We start from the raw sequence: 16,373 nt of genomic DNA, 5'->3' as shown, positions 1-16,373 counted from the left end.
TCGGTTTAAGCGTTACTGCTTTGAGCCGCTTTCAGAAAACCTTCACGCGTCTGCGGCAGCTTCATGCCCAGCAACGTGGCAGCGACCTGCGTGCGCAGAATCTGCGCGGTGCCACCTGCGATGGTAAACATGCGCGCATCCCGTACGTGCCGCTCCATCGGATTGTGACGACCATACCCGGACGACCCGTAGAACTGCAGCGAGTCATTGGTGACCTTGTTGGCCGTTTCTGCCGCAAAGATCTTCGCCCGCGCTGCCTTGTCGATATCCGGAAAGTCCACACCACTGGCGGCGGCAGAACGCAACAGCAGCCGTGCCGCCTCCAGCTGAGTCGACATATCGGCAAGCATCCACTGCAACCCCTGGAATTCGGCGATCGGTCGGCCAAACTGATGCCTGGATTTGAGGTAAGTCATGCCTTCCTCGAAGGCGCCTTGAGCGATACCCAGGGCAACCGTTCCCGCGCCGACACGCTGGGCGTTGTAGGCTGTCATCAATGACGCGAAACCACGCTTGAGACCACCGGGAGGCATCACAAGCATCGACTTGTGTACCTTGAGGTCACGGAACTCGAGATGAGTTTCCGGAATGCCACGCACGCCCATGGCGTAAAGCCTGCGGCCAACGACGAGTTCGGCGGGTGAGTTGCCGTCTCGCACGCAGATGAATGCACCGATCCCCTGTTCGACACCGTCATCGAATACCCGCGCGAAGATGAGGTGCAGCTTCGAAACTCCGCCCCCGGTAATCCAGTACTTCTCCCCATTCAGGATGTAGTCATCCCCTTTCTTGTCGGCACGCGTCGTCATCTCGCTGGCGGCGCTGCCGGCATTAGGCTCCGAGATGCAGATCGCCGGCTTGTCCCCCGCCAGGACGAGATCGGCCGCAACCTTCAGTTGGGCTTCGGTACCGTACTTGGCAATGGCACCGATCGCGCCCATGTTTGCCTCGACGGTGATTCGGCCCATGGTCGCGCACGCCTTGGCCATCTCTTCAATGACGACCACGGTATCCAGGTACGAAAGACCGCGTCCGCCCAGACTCTTGGGCAGCGTCATACCCATGAATCCGGCATCACGCAGTGCTGCGACGTTGTCCCACGGATACTGTTCGGTGAGGTCAGTATTCGCGGCAGTCGGAGCGAATACGGATTGCGCCAGCTCGCGTGCTTGCGCCTGGAGATTCAGTTGTTCGGGAGTGAGGTCGTACATGGTGTCTCCTAAAACGTTTGATTGTTTTCAAGCCAATCCATCAGTACTTCTTCGGCATGCTCGTCGAGCCGCGGCGGTGGACGCCTATAGCTCGGCGGTGTTGCAGACATCTTCAACGGGTTTGCCAAGAGGTGAATCTCCCCGTCCATTGCCCATTCGCACGGCATGTGCACCTCAGCGCCTCGGGCTTTGACATGGGGGTCGGCGAACACATCTTCCAGATTGTTCACCGGCCCGCACGGCACCCCGACAGCCTCGAGCTCTTGCAGCCACGTCGCGCGATGCTTACTTCGCAGCGCGTTGTCCACGAGCTCACACAATTCAACTCGATGTCGGATCCGCATCGGGTTTGTCGCAAAGCGTTCATCGGACGCGAGCGCGTCAATTCCGGCGACCTCGCAAAACCGGCGGAACTGAGCGTCGTTTCCAACAGCGAGGATCATCGGCGCATCTGCTGTCGAGAAAACCTGGTACGGGACGATGTTCGGATGACCGTTCCCCAGACGCTGCGGTACCTGCCTGTCAGTCAAATAATTTGTTCCGGCATTGACGAGCCACGAGATCTGCGTATCGAGAAGCGCAATGTCGATATGTTGACCTTGTCCGGTTTGCTGACGATGGTGCAAGGCAGCGAGGATTCCGACAGTCGCATACATACCGGTCATGACATCGGCAATCCCCACGCCCACCTTCATCGGCTCCCCATCCGGTACGCCGGTAAGACTCATGATCCCGCCCATCCCCTGGATCAGAAAGTCGTATCCGGGTCGGGGGGCGTACGGGCCCGTTTGCCCGAAGCCGGTCACAGAGCAATAGATCAAGCGAGGATAGCGATCCTTGATTTGCTCGTATGCCAAGCCGTACTTGGCAAGTCCACCGACCTTGTAGTTCTCCACCAGCACATCTGCCTGTGCAATCAGCCGATGCACAAGTTCCCGACCCGAATCGGACCCGATGTCGATTGCGATCGACCGCTTGTTGCGATTGGCCGAGAGGTAATAAGCACTTTCATCGGTTTCCTCACCAGACGTCCCCCGAACATACGGCGGCCCCCATTTGCGCGTGTCGTCCCCCTCATTGGGCTTTTCGACCTTGACGACATCTGCGCCCAGATCTCCGAGAAGTTGAGCCGCGCTCGGCCCTGCCAGGATCCGGGACAGATCCAGGACCTTGATTCCTGCCAACGCCATATTCCGATCCGCCGTCATGCAGCACCACCAATTGAGCGTTGCTCGGCAAGCGGAACAGTACAGCCAGCTGACCACTTGGAACCACGTGAAAAGACAACCCGATCCATCGTCTTCCTCCTCACTCCAGTGACTTAGTTGATATCGTATAACTCACGTTTCTCACAAACAATTGAATCCAATTTCAACTTCACTTCGCAAGCTGGCCCTCGAGCAACGTAGTTGAGGAAACTGGCCACGCCGCCCACAAGCTGATGCAATTTAGCGTTCTGCAAGTGCTCTCGCGATGCGGTCGATCGCCAAGTCCACCGTTTGCCGCGAACAGCCGAGATTTGCCCGCATGAAGCCGCGCCCCTCCACACCAAACTTGGGCCCCTTGTCGAGCCACACTTGCGCCTTGACGAGCATGAAGTTCTCCAGCTCTTCGGGCGTCATCCCCAAACCACGGCAGTCCATCCACGCGAGGTATAGCGACTCCATTTCAATCACTCGCACGCCCGCATCAAGTGCATTGATCCGATGGGCAAAGTGCTTCTGGTTCTGAGAAACGTAGGGGACGAGTGCGTCCACCCACTCCGCTCCGTGCGCGAAAGCGGCTTCCGTCGCGACCATTCCCAGCAGATTGATGCGCGTGTTGTGGTTCCTGTCGATTGTTCGCACAACTTCATCACGCTTGGCCTTGTCGGCAATGAACATATTTCCGCATTGCAGTCCCGCCAGATTGAAAGTCTTGCTCGCGGACGTGCATGTGATGGTGTTATGAGCGAACCGAGCGTCGAGCGACGCAAACGGCGTATGCTTCCTGCCTGCCGCAAGCACAAAATCGCAATGAATCTCATCGGCCAGCACAAGCACGCCATGCTTTAAACAAATTTCGCCCATGGTGCGCAGTTCATCCTCCGTCCACACATTGCCCGTGGGGTTGTGCGGATTCGAGAGGATGAAAATCTTGGTGTTCTCGCGAATCGCGTCCTCGAACACCTTTGCGTCAAAACGGTATCGGATCCCATCGAACTGCAGCGGCGCTGCGGCGACGTGGCGACCATTGATCGCGACGTCATTGTGAAAGTGGACGTATACAGGCGGCTGAATCAACACTGAGTCGCCGGGCTGCGAGAACGCCTGTACGACGATCTTGATCGCGGCAACGACGCTGACGACAGGCACCACCCACTCCGGACGGACGTCCCACCGGAAGCGCTTTTGCTGCCATCCGGTCACGGCATCGAGGTAACCCTTCGTCGGCCCGGCAGCATAGCCATAGACACCGTGCGACACCGCTTCGTACAGTGCCTCGTTCACTGCAGGTGGCGACTTGAAATCCATGTCGGCAACCCACATCGGCAACGGCTTAACTCGTGCCTGCTCAGCGCTCATGAAACCGGCCGGGTCGCCCCACTTCATAGAATTGCTTCGACTGCGGTCCACAACGATGTCGAAGTCAAATCGAGTCGTGTCGGAAGGGGAAATATTCGTAACTTGAGTCATAACTTTCAACCTCATTCGGTCTTTCCTAACCTGGAAACCCGCGACGGAGTCAGTAGCCCATCGCCTTGAGTACGGGTGACAGGCTCACAACAACACCAAACAAAAACACGAAAACCACGCGGTAAGAGCGGTACTTTCTAAGCACGGGCACCTTGCACACAAGCACGCAGGGAATGATGAATGACGCGATGCCGTAGATAGGAGATGCAAGCTGTTGCAACAGCAAAATCGAGAAACGCGTTTGTACCCAAATCCACAAGCCGAGAACGATGAACACACACACGCAAACGGATACCACGCGGGAATCGATACGCTCTTGCGGAACGAAGCGCGTGATGATGTTCATCACCACGCCTTTGATCGATTCCTCGAACCCCAGGTAGATCCCGAGAAAAGCGGTGAGAATCGCGAACACGTTGAGCGCCGTCGTCATGTACAGCACACCGTTCCCTGGCATTACGCTACCTGCCAACGCCAGGGCCGAAATGTTCTGCGCCTTGGCCGAGAGAGCCTGTTCGTGTGAAATGGAGAGTGAAAACGACGTAGCAAAGAAGAGAACCGCGACAACGAGTACCGCGTAGGCGATGCGGCTAGCTCGAATTGCACGGTACGTTGCAACCCGTGGATCTTTCTCTACCCTTCGAAACGCAACGTTCATCGGACTGAGGATCTGCACGAACAGAATAGAAAACAACGTGAACGGGACAGTCAATATGGTGTCCACAACGAAGCGCTTGAGCTCGGGCAGTGGCGGCAAATTCGCACGGATATCCCAATGCGGAATCATCACCACGCCAAGAAGGACAATCACACCCAGCTTGAAGATCACCAGCGGCCCAGACACCTTGAAGATCAGTTTCTCGCCCTGTGCCGCTATTAGCACCAAACCGCACAGAATCGCCAGCGAGAACAGCGGTCTGTCGGAAAGTAATCCCTTCGTTATGCCAAAGCTTTGCAGGTACTTGGCCGTGTCAAAGGTGACTGCCAGCGAGTACGTGAGCATGCCTTTGACAAGCATGAGGAAATACACGATTGCGAGAACGATGCCCCAATTTTTTCCGAAGTACTGCGAGATGATTCCTGCATAGTTCTCGCATTCTGCACTCTCAGACAGGGTCTGCAAGTAGAGCTTCTGCATCATGTACAACGCCGGGTATGCGATCGCCACCGATGCAGCAAACACCCACACGCCGGTGATTCCGACTTGAACCGGCAAAAATACTATGCCTGCTCCGATCGCCATGCCGATGCACAGGATGACCCACCCCATGTCATATCGGGTAAACGGAATCTTTCCAGCGGATTCAACGGACAATCCAAAATCAGCCAAATCGCTCAATGTTGTCTCCTTTATTTATGAGCGTGACAATGCATTTATAAACCAATGTTTAGCACCGACACTCTCAGTATTTCTTATTATTTTTATGAAGCAGGCTTTAGACGCCCGCGATCAAATTTGGTCAAGCACCGCTTCGTTCCGACAGCCGAATTGCCAGCATTTCGCCGACGGCGCATGTGACGCCATTCGCCGTCAATGCCATGTCGATCCATGCCTTGCGCCCTTCCAGCGAACGAAGCCTGCCGGTCACGACGAGTTCGACTCCGAGAGGAGTGGGCTGCTTGAAGTCGACCTTCAGCGATGCCGTCACGAAGCGAATTGGCTGCTGCCCCTCGCCAATCTCACGTCCCTCACTTCGATATGCGAAAGCTGCGGCCGACGCAGCGCCATGACAATCGAGTAGCGACGCAATCATCCCGCCGTAAACGTGATCCGGTACGCCCCCGCTGTATTGGGATTCGGGAGTGAACCTGGCGACCGTCTCGTCGCCAACGAGGTGACTCTTCAGGTGATGACCGTGCTGGTTTTGAGGTCCACAACCGTAGCAGTGAGCAAATTCCGGGGAGTACAAGTCCTGTATTGCGCATGTAGACATCTGTCTGCCTCCATTTTTTGAATTGAGACTCCGGCAGCAACCCAACGGCCATTGACGACGCGGCTGCGATTGGCTGTTTCCGGATCCTGCAGTTATCGTATATTTCATCAAGTTCATTAACAATTGAAATTTAGATCAAGTCAGACAATAGAACATAAACTCAGAGATTGTGCGTCGCTGCTGCACCTCAGCTCCGCTGGTCGCTGTTTTGTCCACGCCAACCGAGCTGCCGCGCGACGGCTCATCTCATTTGGCCCCAGAACATAGGCTTGTCATTCGCGCTGGCAAATGCAAGCATCGCGGTCCAACTTGCAAGCACGCGGATACACAAATAGGATTCATGTATTCGAAAATGACTTGAAGGCAGATTCAATGGTTCGTCGATCTGGCATAACCGCCCCCACCCTCAGGCAACTCGAGCTTCTGCTGGCCCTGACTTCCTCTGACGGAATCGCCGGCGCCGGAGCGAAGCTCGGCATGTCGCCGTCAGCTACCAGTCACGCATTGCGCGCGCTGGAGACGGCACTTGGCACGGAATTGATCGACCGGAATGCCTCTGGCGTCGCGTTGACCTATACCGGAGAACACGTTCTCCCTCACGTGCGAGATGTCTTTGCGTCCCTGCAGTTGGTTCAGGCGACAGCGCTGGCCGGTGCAGAACTGAAGACCGGCTTGCTTCGCTTGGGCTCGTTTGGTGCGAGTTCCACGATCAGGGTTCTTCCCGCGCTGATAGAACGCTTCAAGGCCCGATATCCCGGCGTCGACGTCATGGTTACTGAGAAGCCAGATGAACAAACGTCACGAGATTTGATCGAGAGGCGGCTCGAACTCGCGGCAGTCACGCTTCCGAAGTCCGACTTCGATTCGCAAACGCTCGCCGTTGATGAACTCGTAGCAGTCTTGCCTTCCGACCACCGGCTGGCAAAGCTGGAGGTCGTACCACTCAAGGAACTGACAGTGGATCCTTTCATCCTGACTCGCGCCGGTTCACAAGCGCTGGTCACGAAGCTGTTCGCCAGGAACAACCTACATCCTCGGGTGGCCTATGAACTTCTTCAGTTGATGTCGATACTCGAACTGGTCGCGAGCGGAAAAGGCGTTTCTGTTCTCGCGAAGCTCGCCCTTCCAGACCAGTACAACGGCACGGTCTTCCGCCCTATTTCGCCAAGTACTTCGCGACGTATCGGTTTGGTATGCCTGAACGAGAACCGCCTTTCACCGGTCGCCCGTGCGTTTTGGCAAGAGACTCGTCGACATCAAGCGAGCCTCAAGCCAACGACTCGCTGATCACGTGACAAGATGACAAGATTGGCACACCGGTCACCTGATGCTTGAAATTAGATTCAATTGCTCATGACGATTGATTAGAGAAGAATCTCTCAACGCGGAATGCCTGTCATGATGCCAATACAATGCGTACCAAAGAGCTCGGTGGGCGCCGCGACAACGTCCAACAGCCGGAGACACCCGATGCAAGTTTCATCTCCCCGTTTCAATCGATTCGTCCGCGACTTCACGCAGCTCGTTGACAACTTTTCGGGCAACGAGCATCAAATCTTGGGCGCGGGGCGAGCGCTCCTTGCTGACATCGTCCGCCACGATGACTGGCTTCCTGACGAATACGCGCAGCCGCATCCTCAGTACTATCAGCAGTACCTGCTCCATGCGGACCCAGCCAACCGCTTCTCGGTGGTCAGTTTCGTTTGGGGACCCGGTCAGAAAACCCCGATCCACAATCATACGGTCTGGGCACTGATCGGCATGCTGCGAGGCGGAGAGCGAGCCGAGTCATTCGAACTGGGTCTGCCGAACCAGCCCATGCGATCACTCGGGGTCGACTATCTCGAGCCAGGCGTCGTCGAAAGCATTTCACCGCTCACGGGCGATATTCACCGAGTCTCTAACATGTATGAGGACCGCGTCTCGATCAGCGTCCACATCTACGGAGGTAACATCGGACGGATTTCGCGTTACGTCTTCGATCCTGACACGAGTGTGCTCAAACCCTTCGTTTCCGGGTACTCCAACGAAAGTGAGCTTTCACCGCAAGCGGTCAGCAATTCGTGAGTGTCTGGGGGTCATCATAGTCTGCACGTTAGGCTGCGAGATGAGATCTGCCACGAATGGCCCCTTCACCCCGCATCGCCCAAACCTTCGTGTCGCGGTCGACACTACGCGGACTCGTCAGATGCGGGCTAGGCCCTCCACCGCCGCACATGCGGCCTCGTCACTAGCCCGTCTTTTCTACAAGATCAGACAGAAGCCGACCTCCATCCGCACAACGCGGAATGGACATGACACGGTTTGACTGGCGCCATCACCTTCATAGATTACCGAAGCATGCCGTGCATGGACGCGGCGCACGCTCATCACCTCAAGAATGCGGAGTCGTGGAACACGCTTGACCGCGGAGTTGATGCTGGCCCCCGTCTCGCCATGGCCGTCGCCGCAATGAGGTCACTGGATTTTGACCCGAAGTTACCGCGCCTCCTAACTTGACGCCTCTTTCGACACAGACTCGAAAGCGGGTAGATTCGCACCATATCGCAATCCATCGACAAACAGAGAGACCAACCTGCGTGCATCGGGTGGCTCTGGGCATTCAAGTGGGGCGCAGAGCGCACCCACGGCGCATAGGAGCTCGTCTGGTTGAATTCCCTCGCGAATCTCGCCCGCGCTTGTCGCTGCATCAAGAAGCCTCTGGACGACTGGACGGAGTCGTTCCAGGAAATACAGCGGCAAAGCCTTAAAGGCCGGGTCCCCAGAATTAAGGGCGGCAGCAAGCCCGCGCCTCTTCGTTACGAATTCGACATAGCGCTCGATCCATCCCACTAACGCCTCGCCCGCTCGGTACGTAGCGGCCAAATCGCTTCCCGCGTCCGCACAGGCATCCACTTCGCTGCACAACGCAGCCACTACAAGGTCCGAACGTTTTGGAAAGTGGCGATAAATAGTGCCAATTCCCACGCCGGCCTTTTGCGCGATTTCGCGTACCGGGGCATCAACTCCGGACGAGTCGAAAACCTCTAGCGCCGCCCGGAGAAGCGCCTCTATGTTTCGTTGAGCATCGGCCCGCACTGCGCGCGGCGGATGCTCGGTAGCGGATTTGCTCGTCCTGAGATTCAATTCAACCTTCCCCTTGATAAACGGAACAATGTTCCGTATAGTCGGTAACCGGATCGTCGTTCCGGTTACATTCTAGCTGACTTGGATCCATTCCTGCCGATTGTCCGAGCGGACCATCGGCCACAACTCATCGCCCCACCTCGGGCGCTACTCATAGAATCGGAGAAGGATTATGGGCAAATTGGACGGTAAGGTCGCTGTGATCACTGGTGGCAACTCAGGGATGGGACTTGCGACGGCTAAGTTGTTTGCTCGCGAAGGCGCAAAGGTTGTTATTACCGGTCGCGACCAAGCGACACTCGATGCTGCAGTACAAAGCATCGGAAATGGCACTACCGCGGTACGCAGCGATATTTCCAAGATGTCGGACATCGAGGCGCTTCGCGCCCACGTCGCAGAACAACATGGTCGCGTCGATGTCATCTTCGCGAATGCCGGCGCAGCGCGCCCCAACATGTTTGAATACATGTCGGAAGAAGAATTCGATTTCACCATCTTGAACACGTTTAAAGGGACGTACTTTACGGTGCAAAAGCTCCTGCCGCTCATGACCTCCGGCGGCTCGATTGTTCTCAACACCACGACCCTGACGACAAAGGGCATGCCATATGTCAGCGTCTATTCGGCGGGGAAAGCTGCCATTCGCTCCCTAGCGCGATCACTTGCTGCGGAACTCACCCATAAAGGCATACGAGTCAACGCCATGGCACCTGGCTACATCGATACGGATCAAGCTCGCAAATCGGGAGTAAGCGAAGAGATGATCGAGCAAACGAAGATTCAGGCGCACGCCCAAATTCCGATGCATCGTAGCGGCACCGTTGATGAAATTGCAAAGGCTGTCCTGTTTCTCGCCTCGGATGATTCGTCCTACATAACAGGTAGTGAGCTTTGCGTCGATGGCGGCTGGAATCAGGTCTGACTTGGCTTCCCGGAACCTCTTAAGACTGCCGGATTGCATGCACTCTTGACGGTTCCCGCATCAACGAGTTGGCGGCGCCCATTCCGATGGGCGCCGACGAGTTGGGGTGGGTCATCACCCCCAGCAACCTGCGGAAATCGGAATGAAGAACGCGTGCAATGTAACCCTGATGATTCTTATTATCATTCTTACAAATTAATTACTTAAACTGAGGAGAAGCCCCCACCGTTTACGGCGCGAACAGAAGACGTACGTTTCCCGTACCCATGCCAAGCAATACCGAAAGTCGGTCGCCCCACCTCAGCCACGCGTCTCGCATCTGGGCGTCGTAATCGAATCTCAGATAGATGCGATCAAGCGGATCGTTACGCGCGTGGTTCAGACATCGATGCACGATGCTCTCAGCAATACCAAGCGACTGCATCATCGTTCCGCAGGTACGACGCAGGTCATGGCATTTCCATTGACCATCCGAGACAATAAGCGTATCCGTTGCTGTCGTGCGACCTTCGGTCGATGCACCCTTCCCGCGTTGCCGGTCACGGATTGCCTTGCACGTTGTATGGATAGTGACGTGCGGAATCTTGCCCTGTTGCGACGGAAATACGTATTCGCGACGCACATCGCCCTCAGACAATACAGCGCGCACAATCTGCTGTGCGGCAAACTGCGCAAGGACGAAATCGGAGAGATGAATCGTAATCGCCGTGCTTGACTTCGTGCGTTCCTTTGGAATCGTCCACGTCCGCGCCTTGAAATCAAGATCAGCCCATCGAGTCACAAGGGTTTCACCGACACGCGTTCCGCAAGCAAGCATCACCCATACCGCTGACTCAATGGAACGCGGAAGCCGTGCAGCCGGCATAAGTTCACCCAGCGCGCGAATTTCGTCGTCCGACAGCGTGCGATGGCGTTCGTTGTCACGTACCGGGTCGTAATCACCTGCAACGACATCCTCTTTTGCGAGCGCGAGCACATCACAATCGATCAGCAAGCGTTTCCACGGCTGATTGCGCTCGCCCCATCGAATCATTTGCTGGACGGCCCCCAACACCTCGACTGCGCGCCGGTTGTATCCCGCGTCGGAAATCGTGGTAAGCAGCGGCAGAACGTTCGAGGCAAACACGCCTGTAATCCTGTGTGTACGGAGGGCCGGCAGCACATGTTTTTCCATCGCACCTCGAAGCATCCTACCGCCATCCTTGCGTCCTTTCTTGCCGCGCTTCTTGTTGACGGTCGCGAACCACGTATCGAACAAATCGCCGAACGTGAGTTCCGCTGTCGCCGCCTTTTCAACCTTCGCCTGGCGTTCACGCTTCTTCGCATCGAGATAGTCCACACCGTCGCGCGCTTGTGAACGAATCGTCGCCGCGGCTGCGCGTGCATCCTCCAGCGACAACTGCCCTTCAGTCATGGTGCGCCCCCACGCCTTGCCGAGCGGCTTGTCCCGTTGCTTGCCATTGATGCTGACGCGAACAAGCCAGGTTTTCGAGCCATCCGGGCCGATGCGCAGGAACAGCCCGCGCCCATCAGAGAGGAAATACAGCTTCCCGATCGCCTTTGCGGCCTCGATTTGCTTAACCGTCAGAGCACCCATGATCGCCCTCCTTTGATATCGCAACCAGGTCGGCCCGTGCATCTCTAAGCAGAGCCTACCCCACATCGCGAACACTAAAAAAACACTAAAAAGTTGCGGCTCGTGGAGGATTTCCGCAGAACTTGGCGGACCAAAACCTCCCCGCAAACCCTTGTCAGACGGGGCTTTGACGGATTTCGACGGACCTGGCCGGATTCCCCAAAAAACAAATCACAATTCATTTAACTTTCCGTGAGGACTTCGACACCGGCCGCTGACTACGATGGGCGCATGTTTTCGGTACCTGCCGCCAGGAGCCCATCATGCCCACCCGCAGACATCTGCTGTTCGCCGGCGCCACCGGCCTCGCCGTGCTCGCGACTCTGTCGTCCGTCGGCCGCCGCGCGCTGGTCGGCCGCGCGTTCGCCGCGCCGCCGGCCACCCCGCAGACGGCCGCCCCGTTTGAGGTCACCCTCAGCGACGCCGAATGGCATCGTCGGCTCACGCCCGCCCAGTACACGATCCTGCGCGAAGCCGGCACCGAGCGGCCCTACACCAGCCCGCTGAACGACGAGCACCGGCAAGGCACGTTCGCGTGCGCCGGCTGCAACCTCGCGCTGTTCTCGTCGGCCACCAAGTTCGACAGCCATACGGGCTGGCCGAGCTTCTGGAAGCCGCTCGACCACGCGGTCGCCACCACCACCGATGCGTCGTTCGGGATGATCCGCACCGAAGTGCACTGCCGCCGCTGCGGCGGCCATCTCGGCCACGTGTTCGACGACGGCCCGCAGCCGACCGGCCTGCGCTACTGCATGAACGGCCTCGCACTCGCCTTCCACCCGGCGGCCGCCTGATCCGGCCCCACTCCCGACCGACTGGAGACCGCACCATGCTGCTCATCGTCCTTGCCTACCTTGGCGGCGTGCTCACGATCCTGAGCCCGTGCATCCTGCCGGTGCTGCCGTTCGTGTTCGCGCGCGCCGACCAGCCATTCGTACGCACCGGCCTGCCGCTGCTCGCCGGCATGGCGCTCACGTTCGCCGTCGTCGCGACGCTCGCCGCCGTCGGTGGCGGTTGGGTCGCGCAGGCCAACCAGGCCGGCCGCTGGGTCGCCATCGTGCTGCTCGCGGTATTCGGCCTGACTCTGCTGATGCCGCGCCTCGCCGAACACCTGACGCGCCCGCTCGTCGCCGCCGGCAACCGGCTCACCGGCTTCGCGCAACGCGACGGCCGCCCCGCCGGCCCCGCGTCGTCGCTGCTGCTCGGCGTGGCGACCGGCCTGCTGTGGGCACCGTGCGCGGGCCCGATTCTCGGGCTCGTGCTGACCGGCGCCGCATTGCGCGGTGCCAGCGTCGGCACGACGCTGCTGCTGGTCGCGTATGCGGCCGGCGCGGCGACGTCGCTCGGCGTCGCGCTCGTGATCGGCGGCAAGGTGTTCGCCGCGATGAAGCGCTCGCTCGGCGCCGGCGAATGGATCAAGCGCGGGATCGGCGTAGCGCTGCTGGCCGGCGTCGGCGCGATCGCGCTCGGCCTCGATACGGGCGCGCTCGCCCAACTGTCCACCGTCACGACGGGCGGGCTCGAGACGAAACTCGTCGACCGGCTCGGCGGGCGGTCGAACGGCGCACCGGCGGCGATGGCCGCGACGGGCAACCCGGCGAACAACTCGGCGAATGGCGCCGCGAACGGTTCAGGTGGCGCGATGATGGCCGCGACAGCCGATGCCGCGCAGGCCGGCGGCGCGATGATGCGCGCGGCGGACGCGACGCATGCGCCGGCCGCGCTGCCCGTCGAAGGCAAGCTGCCGTCGCTCGACGGTGCGGTGCAGTGGCTGAACTCGCCGCCGCTGACGGCGGCCGGCCTGCGTGGCAAGGTCGTGCTGGTCGATTTCTGGACCTACTCGTGCATCAACTGCCTGCGCACGCTGCCATACACGAACGCGTGGGCACGCAAGTACGCGCCGTACGGGCTCGTCGTGATCGGCGTGCACGCACCGGAGTTCGCGTTCGAGCGCGACATCGGCAACGTGAAGAAGGCCGTGCACGACCTCGGCATCGACTACCCGGTCGCGATCGACAACGGTTACTCGATCTGGCGCGCCTTCAACAACGAATACTGGCCGGCGCACTACTTCATCGACGCGCAAGGGCGGGTTCGCCATCACCACTTCGGCGAAGGCGAATACGCGCAGTCGGAACGCGCGATCCAGTCGCTGCTCGCGGAAGCCGGTCATCCGGAAGCGCTGAACGTGCCGCTCGGGCTGGCCGGGGCGCCCGCGAAGGGCGCGCTCGCGGCAGCCGACAGCGCGGACGTGCGCTCGCCCGAGACCTACGTCGGCTACGCACGCGCTGAGGATTTCACGTCGCCGGGCGGCGTCGTGCGCGATGCGGCGCACCGCTACGACGCGCCGGCGCACCCCGACCTCAACGACTGGGGCCTCGTCGGCACGTGGCAGGTCGGCGCCGAACGCGCGTCGCTCGCCGCGCCGTCCGGACGGATCGTCTACCGCTTCCACGCCCGCGACCTGCACCTCGTGCTCGGCCCGGGCGCGAACGGCCAGCCCGTGCGGTTTCGCGTGACGCTCGACGGCGCGGCGCCCGGTGCCGCGCACGGCGCCGACGTCGACGCGCAGGGCTACGGCACCGTCACCGGGCAGCGCCTGTACCAGTTGGTCCGGCAACCCGGCGCGATCGCCGATCGCACGTTCGCGATCGAGTTTCTCGATCCCGGTGTCGATGCATATGCATTCACTTTCGGTTGATCGCGTGCGCCGCCACCCGGCCGCCGTGTTCCCCGCCCCATTCAACAGGAGCAAAAGATGATCCCGATCTCCCCACGCGGTTCCGCGCCGCAACGGCGCACGGCGATGCTGCGCCGCATCGGCGCCATCGCCGTCGCGGCCGCCGCCGTGTTCGGCTACCAGCGCATCGTCAATTCAGCCGAGCCGATGCGCACCGTGCCCGCGCCGACGCTCGACGAAACGCCCGGCGCATCGCACGACGAGACGGCCGTGCTCGCCGGCGGCTGCTTCTGGGGCGTGCAAGGCGTGTTCGAGCACGTGAAGGGTGTGAAGCAGGTCACGGCCGGCTATGCGGGCGGCGCGTCCGAAACCGCGCACTACGCGCTCGTCGGCTCGGGGCTGACCGGGCACGCGGAATCGGTTCGCATCGTCTACGACCCGACCCGGATCACGTACGGCCGTCTGCTGCAGGTGTTCTTCTCGGTCGCGCACGATCCGACCGAGCTCAACCGGCAGGGCCCCGACGAAGGGTCGCAATACCGGTCGGCGATCTTCCCGACCACCGCGCAGCAGCGCGCGGTCGCGACCGCCTACATCGCGCAGCTCGGCACCGCGCACGTGTTTCCGGCGCCCGTCGTCACGCGCGTCGAGGACTACAAAGGGTTCTACCCGGCCGAGGCCTATCACCAGAACTACCTCGAACTGCATCCCGACGCGCCGTACATCGCGTACAACGACATGCCGAAGATCGCCGGGCTGAAGCAGTTCTTCCCGGCGCTGTACCGCACCGACGCGGTACTGTGGCGCGATGCGCGCTCGTGACCGTCACGCGGCCGCGTGACGGGGGGACGCCCGCCGCGCGGCCGAGGCCCGTACGGCCACGCACGGCCACCCAGCGCCGCCTTCGGCCCGGGTTGCGCTGCATCAACGAACCCGCGGCTGCCGTGCCGGGGCAAACCCGCATCGCGTCCGCCGCGACAGGCAACTTCGCGTAGACTTCTCCAGATCCCCGCCGCGTCATGCGGCGCCCGGAATCCCAGTCCAGCCTGGAGACGTCACGCATGCGCGCAGTGCCCTTCCCCGACAGCGGCACCCTTGGAGAACCCTCTTCCGGCGCGGCCGTGCGCGACCTGCGCCGCGTGCCGATTCATCCCGATCACTGGTACCCGCTCGCGTGGTCGCGCGAGCTGAAACGCGGCAAGACGCTCGGCGTGCGCTTCGCCGGCGATCCGATCGTGCTCGTGCGCACCGAATCCGGCGCCGTGTACGCGCTCGAGGATCGTTGCGCGCACCGCCAGGTGCCGCTGCACGCGGGCGTCGTGAGCGGCGAGACGCTGCGCTGCTGCTATCACGGCTGGACCTACGCGTGCGACAGCGGCCGCTGCGTCGACGTGCCGTACCTCGGCCGCGAGCGCCTGCCCAACGGCGTGCGCGCCTATCCGTGCCGCGAAGCGCACGGGCTGATCTTCGTGTTCCCGGGCGACGCGATGCTCGCCGACTCGCAGCCGTTCCCCGCGCTCGATTCGGCGGACAACCGCGCATACAAGACACGCCGCTTCGGCCGCGAGGTCAAGTGCCACTACTCGTTCATGCACGAGAACCTGATGGACATGAACCATCAGTTCCTGCACCGCAAGCAGATGGGGCAGATGCGCGCGCGCGCGCTCGGCCGCCGGCGCGGCGACGACTGGGTCGAGGTCGACTACACATTCGCACGGCTGGAAGGCAAGCAGCCGGTCGGCGAGGCGCTCGTGTTCGGCGCCAGCAAGAAGACGGCCGAGCAGTCCGACAAGAGCGTGATGACGGTGCGCACCGGCTATCCGTACCAGACGCTGCAGATCCGCTCGACCGAAGGCACGCTCGTCATGGACCTGTGGATCGTCTACGTGCCGCTCGACGCGGAACAGCGTACCAACCGCACGTTCGGCGTGCTGTCGATCCACAAGCCCGGCATCCCGTTCGCACTCGATCTCGCGTGGCCGCTGCTCGTCTGGTTCACCGAGCGCATCTTCCGCGAGGATCGCTGGATCGTCGAGCGCGAGCAGGAAGCGCACGATCGCCAGGGTGCCGACTGGAACCACGAGGTGTTTCCGGTCATCAACGAGTTGCGCGACCTGCTGCGCCAGTGCGGCGCACGCACGGTAATCCCGATCCGCGACGCGCGCGACGGCGCGTGATGCGTGCGGCGC

The 16,373-nt window shown here is 60.4% G+C and carries 14 protein-coding genes; 7 read left to right on the top strand and 7 right to left on the bottom strand.

Features of this window, described 5'->3' with window-relative positions; genetic code table 11:
• Nucleotides 1-5: 5 nt before the first annotated feature.
• The 5 genes from acdA to BDO18943_RS31865 form a co-directional block, all read right to left on the bottom strand.
• On the bottom strand, nt 6-1,211 hold the full coding sequence (gene acdA / locus BDO18943_RS31885; RefSeq protein ID WP_175025418.1) for a 3-sulfinopropanoyl-CoA desulfinase: 1,206 nt from the start codon (nt 1,209-1,211) through the stop codon (nt 6-8).
• An 8-nt stretch (nt 1,212-1,219) separates the two neighbouring features.
• A complete protein-coding gene (locus BDO18943_RS31880; protein WP_235996243.1) occupies nt 1,220-2,401 on the bottom strand; it encodes a CaiB/BaiF CoA transferase family protein in 1,182 nt (393 codons plus the stop codon).
• A 258-nt stretch (nt 2,402-2,659) separates the two neighbouring features.
• Nucleotides 2,660-3,901 (bottom strand): MalY/PatB family protein, encoded by a 1,242-nt coding sequence (locus tag BDO18943_RS31875; RefSeq protein WP_235996242.1) that lies wholly within the window; start codon nt 3,899-3,901, stop codon nt 2,660-2,662.
• A gap of 34 nt (nt 3,902-3,935) precedes the next feature.
• Complete coding sequence (locus BDO18943_RS31870; RefSeq protein ID WP_175025416.1) at nt 3,936-5,225, bottom strand: amino acid permease; 1,290 nt, start codon at nt 5,223-5,225, stop codon at nt 3,936-3,938.
• A 121-nt stretch (nt 5,226-5,346) separates the two neighbouring features.
• The gene (locus tag BDO18943_RS31865; protein ID WP_321533714.1) at nt 5,347-5,796 is read right to left on the bottom strand and encodes a PaaI family thioesterase; all 450 of its coding nucleotides are present in this window, start codon (nt 5,794-5,796) and stop codon (nt 5,347-5,349) included.
• Between the two features lie 381 nt (nt 5,797-6,177).
• Here BDO18943_RS31865 and BDO18943_RS31860 point away from each other — a divergent pair, with 381 nt between their 5' ends.
• Both BDO18943_RS31860 and BDO18943_RS31855 read left to right on the top strand, forming a co-directional pair.
• Nucleotides 6,178-7,107: a LysR family transcriptional regulator gene (locus tag BDO18943_RS31860; RefSeq protein ID WP_321533712.1), complete on the top strand. Its 930-nt coding sequence runs from the start codon at nt 6,178-6,180 to the stop codon at nt 7,105-7,107.
• Nucleotides 7,108-7,290: 183 nt separating this feature from the next.
• Entirely contained in the window at nt 7,291-7,887 is a 597-nt protein-coding gene (locus BDO18943_RS31855; protein WP_175025414.1) for a cysteine dioxygenase family protein, read from the top strand.
• Between the two features lie 423 nt (nt 7,888-8,310).
• Here BDO18943_RS31855 and BDO18943_RS31850 read toward each other — a convergent pair whose 3' ends face one another.
• Nucleotides 8,311-8,898, bottom strand: a complete 588-nt coding sequence (locus BDO18943_RS31850; RefSeq protein ID WP_235996244.1) for a TetR/AcrR family transcriptional regulator — start codon at nt 8,896-8,898, stop codon at nt 8,311-8,313.
• 220 nt (nt 8,899-9,118) lie between these two features.
• On the opposite strand from BDO18943_RS31850, the gene BDO18943_RS31845 reads away from it, so the two are divergent.
• Complete coding sequence (locus tag BDO18943_RS31845) at nt 9,119-9,868, top strand: SDR family oxidoreductase (protein WP_175025412.1); 750 nt, start codon at nt 9,119-9,121, stop codon at nt 9,866-9,868.
• Between the two features lie 229 nt (nt 9,869-10,097).
• On the opposite strand, the gene BDO18943_RS31840 is transcribed toward BDO18943_RS31845, so the two are convergent.
• Entirely contained in the window at nt 10,098-11,465 is a 1,368-nt protein-coding gene (locus tag BDO18943_RS31840; RefSeq protein ID WP_175025411.1) for a tyrosine-type recombinase/integrase, read from the bottom strand.
• Nucleotides 11,466-11,767: 302 nt separating this feature from the next.
• Here BDO18943_RS31840 and msrB point away from each other — a divergent pair, with 302 nt between their 5' ends.
• The 4 genes from msrB to BDO18943_RS31820 all read left to right on the top strand — a co-directional run bounded on the left by msrB (nt 11,768) and on the right by BDO18943_RS31820 (nt 16,361).
• A complete protein-coding gene (gene msrB / locus BDO18943_RS31835; protein ID WP_122950303.1) occupies nt 11,768-12,298 on the top strand; it encodes a peptide-methionine (R)-S-oxide reductase MsrB in 531 nt (176 codons plus the stop codon).
• Between the two features lie 35 nt (nt 12,299-12,333).
• Nucleotides 12,334-14,205, top strand: a complete 1,872-nt coding sequence (locus BDO18943_RS31830; RefSeq protein WP_175025410.1) for a cytochrome c biogenesis protein DipZ — start codon at nt 12,334-12,336, stop codon at nt 14,203-14,205.
• 57 nt (nt 14,206-14,262) lie between these two features.
• Complete coding sequence (msrA, locus tag BDO18943_RS31825) at nt 14,263-15,006, top strand: peptide-methionine (S)-S-oxide reductase MsrA (RefSeq protein WP_175025409.1); 744 nt, start codon at nt 14,263-14,265, stop codon at nt 15,004-15,006.
• A gap of 239 nt (nt 15,007-15,245) precedes the next feature.
• Nucleotides 15,246-16,361: an aromatic ring-hydroxylating oxygenase subunit alpha gene (locus tag BDO18943_RS31820; protein ID WP_175025408.1), complete on the top strand. Its 1,116-nt coding sequence runs from the start codon at nt 15,246-15,248 to the stop codon at nt 16,359-16,361.
• Nucleotides 16,362-16,373: the final 12 nt, after the last annotated feature.

The organism is Burkholderia aenigmatica, assembly GCF_902499175.1.
Taxonomy (GTDB): Bacteria; Pseudomonadota; Gammaproteobacteria; order Burkholderiales; family Burkholderiaceae; genus Burkholderia; species Burkholderia aenigmatica.
This window is presented reverse-complemented; position numbering and strand designations above follow the sequence as displayed.

Coding starts and splice junctions, on each gene's coding strand:
- acdA (WP_175025418.1), bottom strand. CDS start 1,211: ATGTACGACCTCACTCCCGAACAACTGAATCTCCAGGCGCAAGCACGC.
- BDO18943_RS31880 (WP_235996243.1), bottom strand. CDS start 2,401: ATGGCGTTGGCAGGAATCAAGGTCCTGGATCTGTCCCGGATCCTGGCA.
- BDO18943_RS31875 (WP_235996242.1), bottom strand. CDS start 3,901: ATGAGGTTGAAAGTTATGACTCAAGTTACGAATATTTCCCCTTCCGAC.
- BDO18943_RS31855 (WP_175025414.1), top strand. CDS start 7,291: ATGCAAGTTTCATCTCCCCGTTTCAATCGATTCGTCCGCGACTTCACG.
- BDO18943_RS31845 (WP_175025412.1), top strand. CDS start 9,119: ATGGGCAAATTGGACGGTAAGGTCGCTGTGATCACTGGTGGCAACTCA.
- BDO18943_RS31840 (WP_175025411.1), bottom strand. CDS start 11,465: ATGGGTGCTCTGACGGTTAAGCAAATCGAGGCCGCAAAGGCGATCGGG.
- msrB (WP_122950303.1), top strand. CDS start 11,768: ATGCCCACCCGCAGACATCTGCTGTTCGCCGGCGCCACCGGCCTCGCC.
- BDO18943_RS31830 (WP_175025410.1), top strand. CDS start 12,334: ATGCTGCTCATCGTCCTTGCCTACCTTGGCGGCGTGCTCACGATCCTG.
- msrA (WP_175025409.1), top strand. CDS start 14,263: ATGATCCCGATCTCCCCACGCGGTTCCGCGCCGCAACGGCGCACGGCG.
- BDO18943_RS31820 (WP_175025408.1), top strand. CDS start 15,246: ATGCGCGCAGTGCCCTTCCCCGACAGCGGCACCCTTGGAGAACCCTCT.